Origin of the sequence: Pseudothioclava nitratireducens (assembly GCF_029210495.1) — a bacterium.
GTDB classification, from domain to species: Bacteria; Pseudomonadota; Alphaproteobacteria; order Rhodobacterales; family Rhodobacteraceae; genus Pseudothioclava; species Pseudothioclava nitratireducens.
Window position 1 is genome coordinate 63,743 of record NZ_JARGDK010000012.1, and the last position, 20,988, is coordinate 84,730.

Below are 20,988 nucleotides of genomic sequence, written 5' to 3' on the forward strand. Positions count from 1 at the left end.
CATACGGGACGGGGATCCCTCAGGGTTGACGCGCATCTTCCTCGATCATCGAGGCGACAATCGCCCGCGCCATATCCAGCGGCAAAGCCGCATATTCGGCACCTTCTTCCAGCATCGCTGCGAACTGCCCGCCATTGACCGAGGCGCAATGGATCATCCCCATTCCATTGGCATAGATCACCTCGTCGCACTCGAATTGCAGGATGATGATTTCGACTTTTTGGTGTGGCGTGATCCGGTCGATCCCGCGATAGCCCTCGAGCGCAGCGGCGGGAATCAAGGCGAAGGGGTCGCCAAAGACTGCCTCGGCCAGATCGCTCTCCACCAGAATATTCTGCTCGGGCAAAAGCAGCATCGCCGTCGCATTGCCAAGCGCCCCCGGCGGCACCGCAAGCGGCATCATGTGGCGGGGACAGCTATCGGAGCCGGTCCACAGCGCGCTGCGCTTGACCTGCACGACCTCGCGCAAGCCGTGATCGAAGGTCATGATCTTGTCGCCCGGAGCGATGCTCTCGATCAGTCGCCAGCCCATCTCGGTCGCAATCCGTGTCCCGGCGACGATCCCCTCTGCCAGCGCGCCCATGGGCATGGCGGGGCTTGCAGCTTGCTGGGCCGCGATCAGCCCCTCGAAAGGTTCAGCGCTATTCCATGGCTTTCTCGGCTTGAGACCGAACATCGCTGCCCCTTTCCCCCTGCGGTCGAAAATGACCGAACCGCGTTTCGCTGATGTCCAGTTGGAGAAGATTTGAGGTCGATTCGTGGGCCAGTTTGCGGCGCAAAAGCGGCACTGTTTCTATATCACCGCGCAATCTTCCCGCCCTACCCCGATTGATCTGTGCATCAGGGCCAATATGCGTGTTCGGCGTAAATATCTCAGAAAGAGTAGTTAAATCGCGCGATGTCCTCGGCACAGAGCCGCGCGACCAGATCGGCGTCAGCGTCGCTGTAATAGCCGCGCCAATCCCGCAACCGCTCTGATTCATTGACCCGTGGCAGGGGCGTCAGTGAAAATCCCAGATGCGCCTCAAGCGGGGCGATATCCTCGTCCAGTGCCTCAAGACGCAGGAACCCATCGCAACATTCACGCCCATCCGGCAACCGCATGTAGTGCCCGTACGGCGCACGCCCCAGCGTCGCTTGCGTATGCGGGTCGTTCAGAAAGGCCCCGAAATCCAATCGCCGCGCCAGCGCCACCGCCGGATGGGCAAAGCTCTGCGCGCGCAGCCAGTGGTAATAGCTCACGATGCGATCCCACGGATTGCGCACAAGCGTGAAGGTAAAATATTGCGCCGCCTCGGCCTCGGAATACAGCCCGATCCCGTCGCTCAGCGTGGCATGTTTCCACTGCCGCCCGGCGCTCTGTATCCCATCCAGCCGTTTGCGCCGCCGCTTCGCCTTGGGCGTATCGCCGATCAACAGATCATCCGCCATCGCCCGGGCCTCAAGCGCCAGTGCCAGCGCCGTCCCCCCTGTTTTCGGGATATGGACAAAGATATACCGGCGGCCATGCGAAACGATCATGGGCGAACCATAGCCTGCCGGGGTCGCGCGGCCTAGCCTCTCGACACTGTCACGTGACGCAGCGTCAACCTAAAATGTTTGCGCCGCCGCCCCCTTCCCTTTCGCCGCCAAGACGCCAATGATCGCGCCACTTCGATCCAAGCACAGGGAGGCTCCGATGGGGTGGCTAGCTGACGAAACCGGTCTCGAGAAATGCGCGGCAAATTTCGTGCCGCTGACGCCGCTATCGCATCTCAACCGCGCGCTCGAAGTCTTCCCGGAACGCACCGCGCTGATCTACGGCTCGATCCAGCGCAGCTATCTCGACTACCACGCCCGCATCAGCCAGCTGGCTTCGGCGCTCAAGGGGCGCGGTGTCCAGCCCGGTGACGTGGTGGCGACGATCCTGCCCAACACCGCCCCCCAGATGGAGGCGCATTTCGGCGTGCCGGCCTGCGGGGCGATCCTGAACGCAATCAACACCCGTCTCGACAGCGATACCGTCGCCTATATCTTCGAGCATGGCGGCGCCAAGGTCGTGCTCTGCGACACGGCCTTCCTGCCGCTCGCCGAGGAGGCGATCAAGAAGATGCACGCCCCCGCCCCGCAGATCATCGAGGTGGCCGATCCCGAGCACGGCTTCGCGCCGGGCGGCCATTACCTCGAATACGAAGACCTGGTCGCCGAGGGCGATCCGATGTTCCAATGGATCATGCCCGAGGATGAATGGGAGAGCATCGCGCTCAACTACACCTCCGGCACCACCGGACGCCCCAAAGGCGTGGTCTACCACCACCGCGGTGCCTATCTTGCGACGATGGGGAACCTGATTTCGTGGCGGATGCAGCTTTATCCGGTCTATCTCACCATCGTGCCGCTGTTCCATTGCAACGCCTGGACCCATGGCTGGATGGTCCCGCTGCTCGGCGGCACGGTCGTGTGCCTGCGCGATGTCACCGCCAAGGGCGTCTATGATGCCATCGCCGATCACGGCGTCACCCATTTCGGCGGCGCGCCGATCGTGCTAAACACGATCGTCAACGCCAAGGACAGCGACCGCCGCCCCTTCGACCATATCGTCGAGGTCTTCACCGCTGGCGCACCGCCCCCGGCCGCGACCCTCGCTGCCATCGAGCCGCTCGGCTTCAACGTGACCCAGGTCTATGGCCTGACCGAGGTCTACGGCCCGGCGACCGAATGCACCTGGAAGCCCGCATGGGACGGGATCACGGGTCCCGAGCGCGCGGACCTCAAGGCCCGGACAGGCGTGCTAATGCCGATGATGGAAAGCATCACCGTCCACGATCACGGCAAGGAAGTCGCCCGCGACGCCCAGCATCTTGGCGAGATCGTGATGCGCGGCAACGCAACGATGAAGGGCTATTACAAGAACCCCGAAGCCACCCGCGAGGCCTTCGAGGGCGGCTATTTCCACTCTGGCGATATCGCCTTCATGCATCCCGATGGCTACATCAAGATCACCGACCGGGCGAAGGACATCATCATCTCGGGCGGCGAGAACGTCTCCTCGGTCGAGGTCGAAGGCGTGATTGCCGCGCACCCCGCCGTGTCTCTCGCCTCCGTCGTGGCCAAGCCCGATGAGAAATGGGGCGAGGTCCCCTGCGCCTTCGTCGAACTCAAGGACGGCGCCGAGGCCAGCGAGGAGGAGATCATCAAGTTCTGTCGCGAACGGCTCGCAGGCTTCAAGACGCCCAAGCGTGTGGTGTTCACCGACCTGCCCAAGACCTCGACCGGCAAGATCCAGAAATTCGAACTGCGCGCCGTGGCCAAGCTGCTGGACTGATCTTCATGAAACCCGAAATACTCTCGGGGGGCCGGGGGCAGACAGCCCCCGGCCCTAGCAGGCGCGCTCACAGATTGACCCGGGGGGCAGATCGTCTATCCTGACCCCAAGCAATAAGAGCAGCCAAAGGTCCGAATGACCGCCCTAAGCGAATATGAACGGCTCGAAGCCCCGGCGATCTGGCGCGAGTCCCCCGACGCGCAGCGTCAGGAGGTTATCGTCGCGTTTGGCGATGCCACGCTGGTGATTTCGGACGACCGCTCCGCCAAGGCGCTCGCACATTGGTCGCTCCCGGCCATGATCCGACGCAATCCGGGCAAGCGCCCGGCGGTTTATACCCCCTCGACAGAACCGGGCGAGGAGCTTGAGATCGAGGACGAAACGATGATCGCCGCGATCGAGAAGGTGCACGCCCTGATCGACGCACGTCGCCCGCACCCGGGCCGATTACGCGCGATTCTGACCGGGGCGGCTGTGATCCTCGGGCTTGGTGCGGCCGTGTTCTGGCTGCCCGGCGCGCTGATCGACCACGCGGCGCGGGTCGCGCCCCCGCCCAAGCGGGTAGAGATCGGACAACGCGTGCTGGCGGAACTGACCACCCTCACCGGGTCGCCGTGCCGCTCAAGCGCAGGGGATGCGGCGCTCAAAGCACTGGCCACACGCCTGCAAGGCCCGGCGCAGATCGTCGTATTGCCAGATGCGCTCAAGGGCGCGCGCCGCTTGCCCGGACGGATCGCCGTCATCGGGCAGGACGCCATCGACGGCCCCGACACGCCCGAAATCGCGGCAGGTCACATCATCGCCGCCGAACTCGACAGTCTCGGGCGCGATCCCCTGCGCGATTTGCTGCGCTGGACCGGGCCGGTCGCCGCCTTCAAACTGCTCACGACCGGCAACCTGCCTGAGGATGCTCTGAAAGGATATGGTCAGAAACTCCTGACCGACGCGGTGCCCCGCCCCGAGGACGAGCCGCTGCTCGAAGCCTTCGCGCGCGTGGGCGTGTCCTCGACACCCTATGCCTTCGCGCTCGACCCCTCCGGGGAGAGCGTGCTCGGCCTGATCGAAGCCGACCCGTTCAAAGGCAGCCCCGCGCCGCAGCCCGTGCTGGAAGACGCCCAATGGATCGCGCTTCAGGCGATCTGCACCGACTGATCGAATAAAAACGGCGGCCCGGGAGCCGCCGTATCTATTTGTCGAAACTCTGACGTTCAGCGCGCAAACGCATCCCCGAAGCCCGCAGACCGCGCCGCGCCCAGCGCACGCCCCAGATCGGCACCCGAGGTAAAGGGCCCGGCCAGAACGATTTGCAGCGTCCGCCCCCCTTTGGTCAGGCGAGACGTTGCCACCGGCAGGCCCATCGCCCGCAACCGCGACTTGACCCCCTCTGCATTGGCGGGGTCGCCGAACGTGCCAACCTGCACATAGCGCGCACCACTGGCCGCCTTGGGCGCGGCACCCGGGAGGGATTTGCTCGACAGACGCGCCTGCGGCTGCACCGGGGCCGGGGCGACCAAGATCCGCTTGCGCGCCGGGGTCTTGGCCGTCACCAGCTTGGCTGGCACTTCATTGGTCCATAGCTGCCCCATCTCGTAGTCCCCTTGAAGCGTGCGTGGCCCGCGATAGGGGTTGAGACGTCCATCCTCGAAGGCTGGCTTGTAGCCACCGGCGGGCGGCTTGGTGGCGACCACGGCGGCGGAGGGCGCGAACGAGCTGGGCGCCATGGCCTGCCCTTGCGGCACGCAGCCCATGGCCGTCCCGTCATAGCGATCGGTATAGGGCGACTGATAGGCACAGTTCGCAGCCGCATGCGCCGCCGCGCGTTGTGCCGCGGCCTGCGCGGAATTGCGTTGCACCGGGTAAGCCGCGACCTGTTGGGTCGGGGCCACATAGCCGGGTTTGGCATAAGGCGAGACATAGCCGCTGAGCGTTGTCCCGGCCACAGGCGGGGCCGCGACACGGGCCGGGGCCTGCGGGCGGGCCGGCTGCGGCGGCGTCATCATCCGGCTGGCAATGGTCGGCATCGGCGCCCCAACCTGGCGCTCTTCGGCAGGCTTGGAAAAGCTCGTGCCGTAAACCCGCTCGGCACGCGGAGCGGGTTCAGCCGTGCGCGAGACGACAGGGGCAGGCGCCGCGGCAACACGCGGAGCCGCAGGCTTGGCCGCTTGCGGCGTCGGGGAGAACACACTTGGCGCGGTCGCGCGCGCTGCCTTGGGCTGCGCAGGCGCGACGCGCGAGATCGAGGGCGCTCGAGCAGGCGCGACGGGTGATGCTGCGGGCGTCTCGGGCACAGAGGCCGAGAAGCTGGTCGGAGCCGGCGTCTCTGCCGGACGCGATGCGGGCACGGCCGGAGCCGCCAACACAGGCGCGGCGACCCGTGTCGGGACCGGAGCCGATGCGGGGGCCGGCTCGGCGACCGGCGCGCTGCGCGCCACATCAAGCGTCGGCGCGCGGCTGCCAAATGTCGGCTTGTAGCCGCACAGGTGCTGACGGTCGCGGCTTACGCGCGGGACCCAGCGCACCGCATCCCCAAAGCCCGCCCGCACGAACACGCAGCCAGCGCTATCGACGAACTGGCGGCCTTTGTAGCTGGGTGGCGGGAGATCGGCCGGACCGTTCACATCCATCGTCGAGCGCGCCAAAGCGGTCCCGCCCAGCATCATCGCCAAGATTGCACCCGCTGAAACCAAGCCACCCAAACGCATGTCCGCCCCCACATATTGCAGGGTGAAAATGCCGGAATCCGGGCATCAAGTAAAGGATAAACGGCCTATTTAGTGCCGAACATGCGATCACCCGCATCCCCTAGGCCGGGAACAATATATCCATGGTCGTTGAGACATTCGTCCACAGATGCTGTGACGATCGGCACATCGGGATGGGCTTCCTGCATGCGCTTCACGCCCTCGGGCGCCGCCAGCAGGCACAGAAAACGGATCTTGCGCGCGCCCTTGGCCTTGAGCAGGTCGATGGCCGCCACCGAAGAATTTCCCGTTGCCAGCATCGGATCGACGACAATGGTCATGCGGTCCTCAAGCTCGGAGGGCACCTTGCAGTAATACTCGACCGGTTGCAGCGTTTCGGGATCGCGATAGAGCCCGACAAATCCGACCCGCGCCGCGGGGATCAGTTCAAGGATACCGTCGAGCAGCCCATTCCCGGCCCGCAGGATCGAGATCAGCGCCAGCTTCTTACCCTCAAGGATCGGCGCATCCATCTCGCAAAGCGGCGTTTCGATCCGCTTCCGGGTCATCTCCAATTCGCGCGTCACCTCATAGCCCAGCAGCAGACTGATCTCGCGCAGAAGCTGGCGAAAGCTTGCAGTGGACGTGTCTTTCTCGCGCATCAACGTCAGCTTGTGTTGCACGAGAGGGTGATCGACGATGGTCAGATGCTTGGTCATGTCCGTTCCAGTCCGCTTGTCTTGTGTCATAGAAATGTGCGCCCCGGCCCCTCGGACCGCAGCCCAAGATGCGCGGCCACCGAAGCCGCGACATCGCTGAACCCCACCTGCCCCAAACCGCGCGCACCCGATCCGGGCGCATAGCAGAGCACCGGCACCCGCTCTCGGGTGTGGTCCGTGCCGGTCCAGCTTGGGTCATTGCCGTGATCGGCGGTGAAGATCGCCAGATCGCCCGGCCCGAGCCGCGACAGGAACCGCCCCGCCGCAAGATCGAACCATTCGAGCGCCCGCGCATAGCCAGAGATATCGCGGCGGTGGCCATAGAGGCTATCGAACTCGACGAAATTGGCGAAGGTGAGCGAGCCGTCCTCGGCCTCCTCGCCCAGCCGGACGAGATGCTCCATCAGATCGCGGTCGCCCTTGCCCTTGTGCAGATGGGTCACGCCGCGATGGCTGAAGATGTCGCCGATCTTTCCGATCGCATGGGTCACGCGCCCCGCGGACACAGCCCAATCAAGAAGCGTTGGCGCGGGTGGCGCAATGGCGAAATCGCGGCGGTTAGGCGTGCGCGTGAACGCGCCCGGCTGCCCGATGAAGGGGCGCGCGATAACCCGCCCCACCTTCATCGCATGCAACCGGGGTGCAACCTCGCGGCACAGCGTCAAGAGCCGCTCAAGGCCGAAGGTTTCCTCATGCGCGGCGATCTGAAACACGCTGTCGGCGGAGGTATAGCAAATCGGCCATCCGGTCCTCATATGCTCCTCTCCCAGCCGCTCGATGATGGCGGTGCCGGGCGCGTGGCAATTGCCCAATATCCCCTCGGTGCCCGCCGCGCGCGCCACCTCGGCGACGAGATCGGGCGGGAAACTGCCGGTCTTTTCGGTGAAGTAATGCCAGTCCCAAGGCACCGGCACCCCGGCAAGCTCCCAATGCCCCGAGGGAGTGTCCTTGCCTTTCGAAATCTCGGTCGCAGCCCCCCAAAGCCCGCGCGGCACCGCACCAAGCCCGGGCGGGCGCAGACCAGAGGCCAGCCGCACCGCTTCGCCCAGACCCAGCGCATCGAGATTGGGCACCCGGAGCATCCCCGAGCGGCCATCCTCGGCCCGGCCTGCGACGCAGGCTTCAGCGATATGGCCGACCGTGTTCGCGCCCGTGTCCGGCACGCCATCGTTAAAGAACCGATCCGCATCCGGCGCGCCGCCAATGCCGACACTGTCCATCACGATCAGAAAGGCACGGGTCATGGGCCGATCCTTTCATGGATCAGGTCAGGTTCTTCGGGCTGCACCTCGGACATGGCATAGGCCGCCAGAACCGCCGCCTGGGCCGCGTCCGCCGCCGCGTCGCTGCTGGCATGGATGATCGCCAGAGGCTCGCCCCGGCTGCGTGGCTCACCGATCTCGGCCAGCGCCGAGAGGCCCACCGAAGGATTGACCTTGTCGGAGCCGACCAGCCGCCCGCCACCCAGATGCACCACCGCCTCGCCCAGCGCGCGCGCATTGACGGACGAGACGAACCCGTCGCCCGGCGCAGGCACCAGCCGCACCACCGGGGCCGAGGGCAGCCGGTCGGGATAGCGCTCGACGAAATCGAGCGGCCCACCCAGTGCCGCGACCATTTTGCCGAATATCTCGGCCGCGCGCCCCGTCTCGATCGCGTCGTCGATCTTCTCGGCCCCGGCCTCGGCATCCTCCACGAGTCCGGCCAGCATCAGCGCCTCGCCCCCCAAGGCCGCCGTCACGTCCCAAAGCGCCTCGTTCATGCCCGCGCCGGTGAGGATCTCCATCACCTCCATCACCTCAAGCGCATTGCCCGCCGTGTGGCCAAGGCTCTGGTTCATATCGGTGATCAGCGCCGAGGTTTTGCAGCCCGCATCATTCGCCGTCTTCACCAAGGAATGAGCGAGCGCCTGAGCATCCTCGGGCGTGGCCATGAAGGCCCCGGTGCCGACTTTGACGTCAAGCACCAAGCCCTCCAGCCCGGCGGCGAGTTTCTTGGACAGGATCGACGCGGTGATGAGGTCGATGCTCTCCACCGTCCCGGAAATATCGCGAATGCCATAGAGGCGCCGGTCGGCAGGCGCGATCTCATCCGTGGCGCCGACAATGGCGCAACCGACCTCGGCCACGACCTTGCGCAGTGCCTCGGTGCCCGGCAGCGCGCGATAGCCCGGGATCGCCTCCATCTTGTCGAGCGTGCCACCCGTATGTCCCAGCCCGCGCCCCGAGATCATCGGCACATAGACCCCACAGGCCGCCAGCGCCGGGGCCAGCAACAGCGACACGCTATCCCCCACGCCGCCGGTCGAATGCTTGTCGATGACAGGTCCCGGCAGGTCCCATTTCATCACCAGCCCACTGTCGCGCATCGCTTCGGTCAGCGCGACGCGGCCCGCTTCTCCAATACCGTTGAGCAAAACCGCCATCGCAAAAGCGCCCGCCTGCGCGTCGGATACCGACCCATCCGCAAGCCCCCGCGCAAACCACGCGGCCGCCTCGGGCGGCAACCCGCGCCGGTCGCGCACGCCCGCGATGATCGAGCGGGCATCCATCAGCAGTTGTCCATGTGCGAAATGTCGAACCGTCCAGGGAGCAATTCCCCAACGGTCGTATCGAGCCGTTCACCGCCCGTGGTCGCCAGCGTCACCGGCACCTCGCCCCGCCCGAACTCGGCCAGCTTTTGCCGGCATCCTCCGCAAGGCGGCACCGGCGTGGGGCTGTCCGCGATGACGGCGACCTCAATCAGCTCGGTCTCGCCCGCCGCAACCATCGCCGCAATCGCGCCCGCTTCGGCGCAGGTGCCCTCGGGATAGGCCACGTTTTCGACATTCACGCCGCGATAGATCACCCCGGACTTGCCCCGGATCGCGGCCCCCACCTTGAACTTCGAATAGGGAGCATAGGCGTTTTCGCGCACTTCGCGCGCGGCTTGCAAAAGCGACATCTGGGCCCTCCACGGACTGGCTGGCGGATTTGTCCGCCCGGTTCAATTTCCGATCCTGCGCCGGGTCGCGCCCCGATGCAAGCACGGCGCAAGGGCAAGCGGCGCACAAGTTTCGGCAGAGTTTCGCCGTGATAGCGCAACCGACACCTTTTAATGCTCGGGAATTTAGTTTAACGCTAAACCAGTTTTCGGGAGGCGACCATGGACGACGTCAGACAGGACAGCGCACGGCAGGCGGCACTTGATTATCACGAGTTCCCAAAGCCGGGAAAACTCGAGATCCGGGCAACGAAGCCCCTTGCGAATGGCCGCGACCTGAGTCGCGCCTATTCGCCGGGCGTGGCCGAAGCCTGTCTCGAGATCAAGGCCGACCCCTCGACCGCCGCCCGCTACACCGCGCGCGGCAACCTTGTCGCAGTGGTCTCGAACGGCACGGCGGTGCTGGGCCTTGGCAATATCGGGGCGCTGGCCTCGAAGCCGGTGATGGAGGGCAAGGCGGTGCTCTTCAAGAAATTCGCCAATATCGACTGCTTCGACCTCGAAATCTCGGAAACCGATCCCGAGAAACTGGCCGAGATCGTCTGCGCGATGGAGCCTTCTTTCGGCGCAATCAACCTCGAAGACATCAAGGCTCCGGACTGCTTTATCGTCGAGAAAATCTGCCGCGAGCGGATGAACATTCCGGTCTTCCATGATGACCAACACGGCACCGCCATCGTGGTCGGCGCCGCCGCCACCAACGCGCTGCACATCACCGGCAAGCGTTTCGACGAGATCAAGATCGTCTCCACCGGGGGCGGCGCAGCGGGGATCGCCTGCCTCAACATGCTGCTCAAGCTCGGCGTGAAGCGCGAGAATGTCTGGCTCTGCGACATTCACGGCCTCGTCTATGAGGGCCGCAGCGAGGACATGAACCCGCAAAAGGCGGCCTATGCGCAAAAGACCGATCTGCGGACGCTCGACGAGGTGATCGAGGGCGCGGATATGTTCCTCGGCCTGTCGGGACCGGGCGTGCTCAAGCCCGAGATGGTCGCCCGGATGACCAAACAACCGATCGTGTTCGCGCTGGCCAACCCGACGCCCGAGATTCTGCCCGATCAGGTGCGCGAGGTGGCGCCCGACGCAATCATCGCAACCGGGCGTTCGGATTTCCCGAACCAGGTGAACAACGTGCTCTGTTTCCCGTTCATCTTCCGGGGCGCGCTGGATGTCGGCGCGACGACGATCAATGACGAGATGCAGATCGCCTGCATCGAAGGGATCGCTGCGCTGGCCCGCGCCACCACCTCTGCCGAGGCCGCCGCGGCTTATCGCGGCGAGAAGATGACCTTCGGCGCGGATTACCTGATCCCGAAACCCTTCGATCCCCGGCTGATCGGCGTGGTCTCGTCGGCCGTGGCCAAGGCGGCGATGGAGACCGGCGTCGCCACCCGCGAAATCGACGACCTCGGCGCCTATAAACGCAAACTGGACGGCTCGGTCTTCAAATCGGCGCTCCTCATGCGCCCTGTCTTCGAGGCCGCCGCGACCGCAACCCGCCGCATCGTCTTTGCCGAGGGCGAGGATGAGCGCGTCCTGCGCGCTGCCAATGCGATGATCGAGGAAACCACCGACACACCGATCCTGATCGGTCGCCCCGAGGTGATCGAGCAGCGCTGCGAGCGGGCGGGCCTGCCGCTGCGGCTCTCTGATCTCGAAGTGGTCAACCCCAATGACGACCCGCGTTACCGCGACTATTGGGGCACCTATCACAGCCTGATGGCGCGGCGCGGCGTGACGCCCGACCTCGCCCGCGCGATCATGCGGACAAACACCACAGCCATCGCCGCAATCATGGTCCATCGGGAAGAAGCCGACAGCCTGATCTGCGGCACTTTCGGACAGTATCTGTGGCACCTCAACTATGTGCGACAGGTGCTTGCGCGCGGCGGGCTTTCCCCGGTGGGGGCGCTGTCGCTGATGATCCTTGAAGACGGGCCGCTCTTCATCGCGGACACGCATGTGAACCACGAGCCAAGCCCCGAGCAGATCATGCACACCGCGATCGGGGCCGCGCGCCATGTGCGCCGCTTTGGATTGCAGCCCAAGGTCGCGCTGTGTTCGCACAGCCAGTTCGGCAATCTCGACACCGATTCCGGGCGACGCATGCGAGCGGCGCTGGAACTGCTCGACGCACGTCAGCCCGACTTTGCCTATGAGGGCGAGATGCATATCGACGCGGCGCTGGACCCGGGCATCCGCAGCCGGCTCATGCCGAATTCGCGCCTCGACACAGCGGCGAACGTGCTGGTCTTTGCCAATACCGACGCGGCTTCGGGGGTGCGCAACATCCTCAAGGCCAAGGCGGGTGGGCTTGAGGTCGGGCCGATCCTGATGGGCATGGGGAACCGCGCGCATATCGTGACGCCCTCGATCACCGCGCGCGGGCTGTTGAACATGTCGGCCATCGCAGGAACCCCGGTCGCGCATTACGGCTAACCCCGTCGCGCGCCAGTGCGGCGCGCGACCATAAGTTTGCAAACACCCCAGCCTCTTCGCGCGCTTTTGAATAATTTTCAGGTGTTTGCAAATATTTGCACCCCCATCCGGCGGATTTATGCAAATTTTTGACGCCACGTCGTGAATGGGGGCGGTAACAATCTTGCGGGAATCTTTCTGCCTGCCTAACAAGCGTGCAAGCTTGGAGGAGGCACATATGTCATACGATAAGGTCTACGCAGCGTGGAAAGCCGACCCGAACGGGTTCTGGATGGATGCGGCCGAGGCGATTTCCTGGGATCAGAAACCCTCGAAGGCGTTGTTCGACGAAAACGCGCCTCTCTACGAATGGTTCGTCGATGCCAAGGTCAACACCTGCTGGAACGCGGTGGACCGCCATGTCGAAGAAGGCCGCGGCAACCAGCTCGCCATCATCCATGACAGCCCAATCACCCACTCGACCAAGGGCATCACCTATCTCGAACTGCGCGACCGCGTGGCCTCGCTCGCGGGCGCCCTGCGCGCCAAGGGCGTTGAGAAGGGCGACCGCGTCATCATCTACATGCCGATGATCCCCGAAGCGCTTGAGGCGATGCTGGCCTGTGCCCGCCTTGGCGCGATTCACTCGGTCGTGTTTGGCGGTTTTGCCGCGCACGAGCTTGCGGTGCGCATCGACGATGCGAAACCGAAGGCGATCATCGCCGCCTCCTGCGGTCTCGAGCCGAACCGCGTCGTGCATTACAAGCCGCTGCTGGACGATGCGATCGACCAGGCGACGCACAAGCCCGATTTTTGCGTGATCTTCCAGCGCGAGCAGGAAGTCGCGAAGCTGATCGAAGGGCGTGACTATAACTGGCACGGTTTCCAGTATGGCGTGGAGCCGGCGGATTGCGTCCCGGTCGAGGGCGACCACCCGGCCTATATCCTCTACACCTCGGGCACGACCGGCCAGCCCAAAGGCGTGGTGCGCCCGACCGCAGGCCACCTCGTCGCGCTGAACTGGACGATGAAAGCGATCTACAACATCGACGCGGGCGACGTGTTCTGGGCCGCCTCGGACGTGGGTTGGGTCGTGGGCCACTCCTACATCTGCTACGGTCCGTTGATCGCGGGCGCCACCACCATCGTTTTCGAAGGCAAACCCGTCGGCACCCCGGATGCAGGCACTTTCTGGCGCGTGATCCAGAACCACAAGGTGAAGAGCTTCTTCACCGCGCCGACCGCCCTGCGCGCCATCAAGCGTGAAGATCCCAAGGGCGAGTTCATCAAGGAATACAACCTCAAGAACATGCAGGCGCTCTACCTCGCCGGTGAGCGGGCCGACCCGGACACCGTGAAATGGGCGCAAGAGCATCTCGGCGTTCCGGTGGTCGACCATTGGTGGCAGACTGAGACCGGCTGGGCGATTGCCGCGAACCCGCTTGGGATTGAGGAACTGCCGACCAAGATCGGAAGCCCCTCGGTGCCGATGCCGGGCTATGATGTGCAAGTGCTCGACGAGGGCGGCCACCCGGTCAAGGCGGGCGAGCTTGGCGCCATCGCAATCAAGCTGCCGCTGCCTCCGGGCACGCTGCCGACGCTATGGAATGCCGAAGCGCGCTTCAAGAAAAGCTATCTCGAACACTTCCCCGGCTATTACGAGACGGGTGATGCGGGCATGATCGACGAGGACGGCTACCTCTACATCATGGCGCGCACCGATGACGTCATCAACGTGGCGGGCCACCGCCTCTCGACCGGCGGCATGGAAGAGGTTCTCGCCTCGCATCCCGACGTGGCCGAATGTGCCGTGATCGGCGTCTCGGATGACCTCAAGGGCCAAATGCCGGTCGGCTTCCTGTGCCTCAACGCGGGCTGCGACAAGCCCCATGCGGATGTCGTCAAGGAATGCGTGAAACTGGTGCGCGACCAGATCGGTCCGGTGGCGGCGTTCAAGCTCGCCTGCGTGGTGGATCGTTTGCCAAAGACGCGCTCGGGCAAGATCCTGCGTGGGACCATGGTGTCGATCGCGGATGGCAAAGAGTACAAGATGCCCGCGACCATCGACGATCCCGCCATCCTCGGCGAAATCGCAGAGGCCCTGAAAGGGCTGGGTTATCCGATGGCCTGACCAGCCAGAGACATTTATGCCTCAAACGGGCGGGCCGCCACGCGCGGCTCGCCCGTCTTCGTTTGCAGCCGACTATTTATTGTATAAACTGCTCACATATATTGCATGCACCATACCTATAATTTTGGCATATTGCCCCCAATCATATGGACGCCGTACTTACGGCGGTTGCGCGAAATGATTAAATTAACTTCCGTTACCCCGCAGTCCTCTCTGGACGCTTTTGCGGTGCGCAAGACCTCCTCATGCCCATCAGTCACCGATCCAGAGCCGATTGATCCCAAAATCAAGCCCCCGCAGCGCTGGCATCCGAGCCGTGAATGGGCAATCATTTGCGAACCTTTTTTCGCTACCCCTTTTGTGCCTGATGTGAGTACCGCCCTTGCCTGACCCCAACGCACCGAAACTGCTTCTTATCGAGGGCACGCCCAGCCTGCGCTCGATCTACGAGGCCCATCTGCGCGCCGAGGGCTGGGAGACACTCGCCGCCGCCACCGCGTCCGAAGGGCTGGCGCTGTTTCGGCAAAGTGGCGTCGGCGTGGTGCTGCTGGACCTGATGTTGCCGGACCGTGACGGGCTCGACCTGATGGCCGAGTTCCTTGCCCTGCGCCCGGCGACGGCGGTTGTGGTGATTACCGCAGATCGCTCGACCGACCGCGCGGTTCTTGCGATGCGGGCAGGTGCATTCGATTTTCTGGTCAAGCCGGTCAATGAAACCCGGCTAAGTTCGGCGTTGGAAAATGCCCGGCGCCATATCGCGCTCGATGGGCCTGCGGACTGCACCGGCCGGGACACGCCACCCGGTGCGTTCCTTGGTCAGTCGGAGATGATGCAGGATGTCTACGCCCGGATCAGGAAGGCCGCGCAATCGGACGCACCGACCTTCATCACCGGAGAGAGCGGCACCGGCAAAGAGCTGTGCGCGCGGGCCATCCACGACCTCTCCAATCGCCGCTCTGGCCCGTTCATCACGCTCGACTGCGCCGCCCTGCCCGCCGATCAGATCGAGGCAGAGGTCTTTGGCCTTGGCCGCGGCGTGGCGCCCGGCGCAAGCGCCGCGAAGCTCGGCGCGGTGCCCGCTGCCGATGGCGGCACGCTCCTGCTCGACAATCTGTGCGAGATGCCAATCGCGCTTCAGGGCAAATTCCTGCGCTTTATCGAAGATGAATCGATCCGCCTCGCCGGGGAAACCACCCCACGCGATATTGATCTGCGGCTGATCTGCACCTCTGGCACGGCGCCAGCCAAAGCCATCGAAGACGGCACGCTGCGCGAGGACCTGTTTTATCGGCTTCATGTGCTCTCGATCCGCATGCCCGCGCTGCGCGAGCGCCCGACGGATATCGCTCAGCTCTCGCGCCACTTGCTGGCGCGTTTCGCGGCAACCGAGAAGCGCGCATTCGACCAGATTGACGCGCGCGCCCTCAGCGCGCTCGAACGCTTCGACTGGCCGGGGAACGTGCGGCAATTGATGAATGTGCTGCGTTCGGCCGTTCTGCTGCATGATGGTGCAGAGCTGACGCTCGAGATGCTGCCCCCGGAGGTGCGCCGACCGAGCGGCGATCTCTCCACACCTGCCAGCCTGACGCTCTCGACACTTGCCGGGCGCTCGCTGGCCGAGATCGAACGGCTCGTCATCGAGGACGCCCTCGTCCGTCATGCAGGTTCGGTGCCGCGCGCCGCGTATGAGCTGGGTATCGCGCCCTCGACGATCTACCGCAAAATGGACGCCTGGCGCCTGCGCGACGCCTAGGCGAACTGCTCCCGCATCAGCCGCTCCTCCAGCCCGTGACCGGGATCAAAGAGGATACGGTGCTTGACGCTTGGCTCCGAGCGAATCTCGACCCACTTCACAGGCTTCACCGAACGAGAATCCGCGTCGGCCATCACCGGGCGCTTGTCGGGATCGAGCACGTCGAACCGCACGACAGCCGAGCTGGGCAGGATCGCGCCCTGCCAGCGCCGGGGCCGAAAACTTGCAATCCCGGTCAGGGCCAGCACATCCGAACCGATCGGCAGAATCGGCCCATGCGCCGAATAGTTGTAAGCGGTCGAACCTGCGGGCGTGGACAGGATCGCCCCGTCGCAGACGAGTTCCTCAAGCCGCACCACCCCGTTCACGGATATCTGCAGCTTGGCCGCCTGCGGACCCGCGCGCAGCAACGAGACTTCGTTGATCGCAAGGGCCTCATGGATGATGCCATCCATCGTCTCGGCACGCATCGACAGCGGGTTGATCTCCGCCTCTTCCGCCGCCGCCAGACGGTCGGGCAGATCCTTGGGTTCGTAATCGTTCATCAGAAAGCCGATCGTGCCCCGGTTCATCCCGTAAACCGGCAAGCCGGTGCCGTCATGCAGGGTTTGCAGCATGAACCCGTCACCGCCGAGCGCTACGATCACATCGGCCGCATAGAGCGGCACCTGCCCATACCGTTCGATCAGTTGGGCCAGCGCCCGCTGCGCGCTCTCGGCGCTCGACGCCACGAAATGGATCTTCTGCTTGGATTTGGCCACGCCCGCCCCCCGCTTTGCCCAAGATGTGACAAGCCGCAGGCCGAAAGACAAGCGCCGAACGTCCGACAAATGCCGCGGCAAATTGCGTTTTCGTCGTTTTGAACGCTTTCAGCGCGGAAATTTCTGGGATAAACGAGCGGCACACCCATGCAGGACCCACGCAGGAGACCGCCATGACCGGCCAACGTGACGAAGGCTTTTTCACTGAAAAACTCGCCACCCGCGACCCCGAGCTTTGGGGTTCGATCACCGATGAACTCGGTCGCCAGCGCGACGAGATCGAACTGATCGCCTCCGAAAACATCGTCTCTGCCGCCGTGATGGAAGCGCAGGGTTCGGTGATGACCAACAAATATGCCGAGGGCTATCCGGGCAAGCGCTACTATGGCGGCTGCCAATTCGTAGATGTGGCCGAAAACCTCGCCATCGACCGCGCCAAGCAGATGTTCGGCTGCGAATTCGCCAACGTGCAGCCGAACTCGGGCTCGCAGGCCAACCAGGGCGTGTTCACCGCGCTGCTGCAACCGGGCGACACCATCCTCGGCATGAGCCTCGACGCGGGCGGTCACCTGACCCACGGCGCCAAGCCCAACCAATCGGGCAAATGGTTCAACGCGATCCAATACGGCGTGCGCAAGCAGGACTCGCTGCTCGACTACGATCAGGTCCGCGCCCTCGCCCAAGAGCACAAGCCCAAGCTGATCATCGCTGGTGGTTCGGCCATTCCACGCCAGATCGACTTCGCCAAGTTCCGCGAAATCGCGGATGAGGTCGGCGCATGGCTGATGGTGGACATGGCGCATTTCGCGGGCCTCGTGGCCGGCGGTCAGCACCCCTCGCCCTTCCCCTATGCGGACGTGGCGACCACCACCACCCACAAGACGCTCCGCGGTCCGCGCGGCGGCATGATCCTGACCAACAACGAAGAGATCGCGAAAAAGATCAATTCAGCCATCTTCCCGGGCATCCAGGGCGGTCCGCTCATGCATGTGATCGCAGCCAAGGCCGTGGCTTTCGGCGAGGCGCTGCGCCCCGAGTTCAAGGTCTATGCCGAGCAGGTCGTCAAGAACGCGCAAGCGCTCGCGGATGAACTGATGAAGGGCGGCCTCGACATCGTCACCGGCGGCACCGACACCCACGTGATGCTGGTTGACCTGCGCCCGAAAGGCGTGAAGGGCAACGCAACCGAGAAAGCTCTCGGGCGCGCGCATATCACCTGCAACAAGAACGGCATTCCCTTCGACCCCGAAAAGCCGATGGTCACTTCGGGCGTCCGTCTGGGCACGCCCGCCGGCACCACCCGTGGCTTCAAGGAAGAAGAGTTCCGCGAAATCGCCCGCCTGATCGTCGAGGTCGTCGACGGGCTGGCGCAGAACGGCGAAGAGGGCAATGCGGCGGTGGAAGAGGCCGTGAAGGCCAAGGTCTCGGCGCTCTGCGCGCGCTTCCCGCTCTACCCGAACCTGTGATCGCAATACGATGTGTCGAAAGGGCCTCCGCTTCGGGGGCCCTTTTGCTTGGGCGGATTGTCAATCAGATCAGGCCGCGCCAACGCGCGACGACCACCAACAGGACGAGCGTTGTAAGGATGGCAAAAGCCACCGACGCACTGATGCTCAGCGCCAACGCCACCCATCGCGCCCCGAACCCCAACGGTTCGAGATAATGGCGACACGTTTGATAGTCATGCTCGATTTGGCGCGCGTCGAGCTGGTGCGTGATCTTGGGGGCGCCCACCTGCGCCTCTGCGTCGGCCAATGCGAGGGCTGCACGGCGCACTTTGCGCGGCAGTGCCCGGATCCGGCTTTCAATGCGCGCACGTAGCCCGTGCCCCTTCGCACCAAGCCGCGTCACCAGAAGCTGCGAGATTTCCTGCGCCATATCCTGCAAGCGTTTCGGGTCCATCCTGCCTCCTTTCCGGTCACGCTAACCGGGCCGGAAATCTCGTGCAACCGGGCTGGCGGGGAACGTCACACTGCGCTAGCTATGGGCCATGCTGAACACACAAATCCATGGCACCCCAACCGCCCTGCCCCCGCTACTGATCGCGCCCGGCCTCTTCGGGTCCGCACGCAACTGGGGGGTGATCGCCAAGCGTCTGTCCGATATGCGGGAGGTCATCGCCCTCGACATGCGCAACCACGGCGACAGCTTCTGGTCGGATGAGCATTCCTACGAAGCCATGGCTGCTGACCTCGCTGAAGTGATCGAAGCCCATGGCGGCCAAGCCGATGTTTTGGGCCATTCGATGGGGGGCAAAGCGTCCATGCAACTCGCGCTGACGCGGCCCGAGCTGGTGCGTAAGCTCGTCGTCGCGGATATCGCGCCGAAGGGCTACGATCATTCGCATAGTGGGCTGATCGCGGCGATGCAGGGGCTGAAGATTGACGATCTGACGTCTCGGTCAGAGGCCGACCGGAGGCTCTCCGAAAGCATCAAGATCCCCGCGGTGCGCGCGTTTCTCCTGCAATCTCTGGAGATGCGGGACGGGCCGGTGCGCTGGAAGCTCAACCTTGATGTGCTTGACCGGGTGATGGCGGACATCACTGGTTGGCCGGACACGCCGGGCCGGTTCAAGGGGCCGAGCCTGTTCATTTCCGGCGCGCTATCGGACTATGTGACCCCCGCAGATCACGCGGCTATCCGCGCGCAGTTTCCTGCGGCGGAGTTCGTATCACTCGAAGGTGCAGGCCACTGGCTTCACGCGGAAAAGCCGCGTGAATTCGAGGCCACAATCGAGAATTTCCTGACCACCGGGTGACAAAAGCCGATGGCGCGCACCCCGTTCAGGACACGCGCCATACCGGTTCAGGTGTTCTCGTTGATCTGCTTGGCAACGATCCAAGCAATTGGCAATGCAGCCAAAAACCCGACTGCTGCGGCGACGATCATCGACTTGGTGTCGAACATGTTCATCGTCAATGCCGCGGTGATCAGGATACCGGCGAGAGTCGGGCCGGCGAGGGCGTAGATGATTCCGAAAAGGCGAGTCATGATGGCCTCCGAGTGAGGATGCGTTTCGTGTATTGAAAAAACATGAATTCCCGCCCCCGACTTTGATCTGTGTCACGCCGGGAGCGCGGCGGGTTGTCGCAGGAGCGACGGGAAATCAATCACTTAGCAGGCAAGCTGAAAGCGGGCCTCGCCGGTATCGCCGGGCAGAGAGGGCGAGCGGAAGGGTCCGGCGGCGGGACCGGCGACACGGCAGCGGGTGGTCCTCTCGGCGGCCTCGATCATCAGGGGCGGCACGGCGTCGCGCGCGGCGCGGGAGAGATAGCCCAGACGGATCACCTCTGCCTGATCTCCCTTTTGAAAGACAACGAAATCAATGCCTTGAAGCGTCACCTCATGCCGCTCGGCACCGAAGAATTGCGGCGCGGGCTGCGCCCCGCAGGCGGCGAGGAGGATGACAATCGGGAGGGCAAAAAGCTGTTTCATGGGCGCAGGATGCCGCCTCTTGGTTAACGATCCGTTAAATCCAGCTTTCGTCTGGTTTTGCGCTGGTTTTGCGCCAGACGCAGGGGCCAGACTTGCTTAACGCTTTCGCGCCAGACTGACGCCCCCAACACAGGAGCGCAGAATGCCGACCGCCCGCCCGAAACTGACCGCCAAACAACGCGAACACCATTACTACATGCTCGACGCGATGCGCCGGCTGGAATGGGACCTGCACAACACGATCGACCTTGGCGGGCGCATCCCCGAGGACTGGCACGAGATCGCCCAGACGCGCGGCCCGCGCCCGAAGGTCAAGGTCACGCTCTGGATCGAGGCGGACGTGGTGCGGTTCTTCAAATCCCAAGGGCGCGGCTACGGCGAACGGATCGGCGCGGTGCTCTCGGCGTTCATGCACGGACGGCTGGCAGGGCTGGTGAAAGGCGCGGACACGATCGACGCTTACCGCGACACGGCCACCGAGGCCGAGCGCCCGGCCTGGGGCCTGACGGAACATGAACTGCGCGGCACGGAGAGGCCAGCGCCCGAGATTGGGGCGGCGGAGAAGGTGCGGATCAAGCGGCGGTGAGGGGGGGGAGTTATGGGTTTGATAGATATAGGCCGCTCTTGTGGCCGAAGACACACGTGAATGTGAGTTGTTCACATTTTATCCACAATGACCTATATATTCGTTTGGGAAACGTGCAGAAAGCACTGAGGGAAGTTTTTGCGGTAGCGTCCGTCAAGGTGGTGTAATTTCCCAGATGGCCTGAGGTCATGATCAGGCGGCTTTCGTGGTTATGCTGA

At 64.2% G+C, this 20,988-nt stretch carries 19 protein-coding genes; 8 read left to right on the plus strand and 11 right to left on the minus strand.

The annotated features are described in order from the left end of the window. Positions 1-19 precede the first annotated feature (19 nt). Together P0X85_RS13155 and P0X85_RS13160 are read right to left on the minus strand one after the other, a co-directional pair. A complete protein-coding gene (locus tag P0X85_RS13155; RefSeq protein WP_275814158.1) occupies positions 20-676 on the minus strand; it encodes a Hint domain-containing protein in 657 nt (218 codons plus the stop codon). Between the two features lie 197 nt (positions 677-873). Further along, entirely contained in the window at positions 874-1,521 is a 648-nt protein-coding gene (locus P0X85_RS13160; RefSeq protein ID WP_275814161.1) for a sulfotransferase family 2 domain-containing protein, read from the minus strand. 157 nt (positions 1,522-1,678) lie between these two features. Here P0X85_RS13160 and P0X85_RS13165 point away from each other — a divergent pair, with 157 nt between their 5' ends. Together P0X85_RS13165 and P0X85_RS13170 are read left to right on the plus strand one after the other, a co-directional pair. Next, entirely contained in the window at positions 1,679-3,304 is a 1,626-nt protein-coding gene (locus tag P0X85_RS13165; RefSeq protein WP_275814163.1) for an AMP-binding protein, read from the plus strand. Between the two features lie 135 nt (positions 3,305-3,439). Continuing rightward, a complete protein-coding gene (locus P0X85_RS13170; RefSeq protein WP_275814166.1) occupies positions 3,440-4,456 on the plus strand; it encodes a hypothetical protein in 1,017 nt (338 codons plus the stop codon). Positions 4,457-4,512: 56 nt separating this feature from the next. Here the strand turns inward: P0X85_RS13170 and P0X85_RS13175 are convergent, their stop codons facing one another. The 5 genes from P0X85_RS13175 to P0X85_RS13195 all read right to left on the minus strand — a co-directional run bounded on the left by P0X85_RS13175 (position 4,513) and on the right by P0X85_RS13195 (position 9,647). Continuing rightward, positions 4,513-6,006, minus strand: coding sequence for an SPOR domain-containing protein (locus P0X85_RS13175; RefSeq protein ID WP_275814169.1), 1,494 nt, complete (start codon positions 6,004-6,006; stop codon positions 4,513-4,515). A gap of 65 nt (positions 6,007-6,071) precedes the next feature. Then, entirely contained in the window at positions 6,072-6,704 is a 633-nt protein-coding gene (gene upp / locus P0X85_RS13180) for a uracil phosphoribosyltransferase (RefSeq protein WP_275814173.1), read from the minus strand. 26 nt (positions 6,705-6,730) lie between these two features. After that, the gene (locus P0X85_RS13185) at positions 6,731-7,948 is read right to left on the minus strand and encodes a phosphopentomutase (protein ID WP_275814177.1); all 1,218 of its coding nucleotides are present in this window, start codon (positions 7,946-7,948) and stop codon (positions 6,731-6,733) included. After that, positions 7,945-9,255, minus strand: a complete 1,311-nt coding sequence (locus P0X85_RS13190; protein ID WP_275814180.1) for a thymidine phosphorylase — start codon at positions 9,253-9,255, stop codon at positions 7,945-7,947. The genes P0X85_RS13185 and P0X85_RS13190 overlap by 4 nt, the downstream gene beginning before the upstream one ends. Beyond that, positions 9,255-9,647 carry a cytidine deaminase gene (locus tag P0X85_RS13195; protein ID WP_275814183.1) on the minus strand — a complete coding sequence of 131 codons (393 nt, stop codon included), beginning with the start codon at positions 9,645-9,647 and terminating at the stop codon, positions 9,255-9,257. The genes P0X85_RS13190 and P0X85_RS13195 overlap by 1 nt, the downstream gene beginning before the upstream one ends. A 201-nt stretch (positions 9,648-9,848) precedes the next feature. Between P0X85_RS13195 and P0X85_RS13200 the strand changes: the two genes are divergently transcribed. The 3 genes from P0X85_RS13200 to P0X85_RS13210 all read left to right on the plus strand — a co-directional run bounded on the left by P0X85_RS13200 (position 9,849) and on the right by P0X85_RS13210 (position 15,988). After that, positions 9,849-12,125: an NADP-dependent malic enzyme gene (locus P0X85_RS13200; protein WP_275814186.1), complete on the plus strand. Its 2,277-nt coding sequence runs from the start codon at positions 9,849-9,851 to the stop codon at positions 12,123-12,125. Positions 12,126-12,342: 217 nt separating this feature from the next. Next, a complete protein-coding gene (gene prpE, locus P0X85_RS13205) occupies positions 12,343-14,235 on the plus strand; it encodes a propionate-CoA ligase PrpE (protein WP_275814189.1) in 1,893 nt (630 codons plus the stop codon). Between the two features lie 382 nt (positions 14,236-14,617). Then, positions 14,618-15,988, plus strand: a complete 1,371-nt coding sequence (locus P0X85_RS13210) for a sigma-54-dependent transcriptional regulator (RefSeq protein ID WP_275814193.1) — start codon at positions 14,618-14,620, stop codon at positions 15,986-15,988. Here the strand turns inward: P0X85_RS13210 and P0X85_RS13215 are convergent. Beyond that, positions 15,985-16,749 carry an NAD kinase gene (locus P0X85_RS13215; RefSeq protein WP_275814196.1) on the minus strand — a complete coding sequence of 255 codons (765 nt, stop codon included), beginning with the start codon at positions 16,747-16,749 and terminating at the stop codon, positions 15,985-15,987. The genes P0X85_RS13210 and P0X85_RS13215 overlap by 4 nt on opposite strands. 173 nt (positions 16,750-16,922) lie before the next feature. On the opposite strand from P0X85_RS13215, the gene glyA reads away from it, so the two are divergent. Further along, the gene (gene glyA, locus P0X85_RS13220; RefSeq protein ID WP_275814199.1) at positions 16,923-18,215 is read left to right on the plus strand and encodes a serine hydroxymethyltransferase; all 1,293 of its coding nucleotides are present in this window, start codon (positions 16,923-16,925) and stop codon (positions 18,213-18,215) included. Between the two features lie 64 nt (positions 18,216-18,279). Here the strand turns inward: glyA and P0X85_RS13225 are convergent, their stop codons facing one another. Beyond that, the gene (locus P0X85_RS13225; protein WP_275814202.1) at positions 18,280-18,651 is read right to left on the minus strand and encodes a hypothetical protein; all 372 of its coding nucleotides are present in this window, start codon (positions 18,649-18,651) and stop codon (positions 18,280-18,282) included. An 88-nt stretch (positions 18,652-18,739) separates the two neighbouring features. Between P0X85_RS13225 and P0X85_RS13230 the strand changes: the two genes are divergently transcribed. Further along, positions 18,740-19,507, plus strand: a complete 768-nt coding sequence (locus tag P0X85_RS13230) for an alpha/beta fold hydrolase (RefSeq protein ID WP_275814205.1) — start codon at positions 18,740-18,742, stop codon at positions 19,505-19,507. Positions 19,508-19,554: 47 nt separating this feature from the next. Here P0X85_RS13230 and P0X85_RS13235 read toward each other — a convergent pair whose 3' ends face one another. Together P0X85_RS13235 and P0X85_RS13240 are read right to left on the minus strand one after the other, a co-directional pair. Continuing rightward, positions 19,555-19,740: a CTP synthetase gene (locus P0X85_RS13235; protein WP_275814208.1), complete on the minus strand. Its 186-nt coding sequence runs from the start codon at positions 19,738-19,740 to the stop codon at positions 19,555-19,557. Positions 19,741-19,863: 123 nt separating this feature from the next. Then, positions 19,864-20,184, minus strand: a complete 321-nt coding sequence (locus P0X85_RS13240) for a hypothetical protein (protein WP_275814212.1) — start codon at positions 20,182-20,184, stop codon at positions 19,864-19,866. Between the two features lie 142 nt (positions 20,185-20,326). Here P0X85_RS13240 and P0X85_RS13245 point away from each other — a divergent pair, with 142 nt between their 5' ends. Further along, entirely contained in the window at positions 20,327-20,770 is a 444-nt protein-coding gene (locus tag P0X85_RS13245) for a BrnA antitoxin family protein (protein ID WP_275814215.1), read from the plus strand. Positions 20,771-20,988 lie beyond the last annotated feature (218 nt).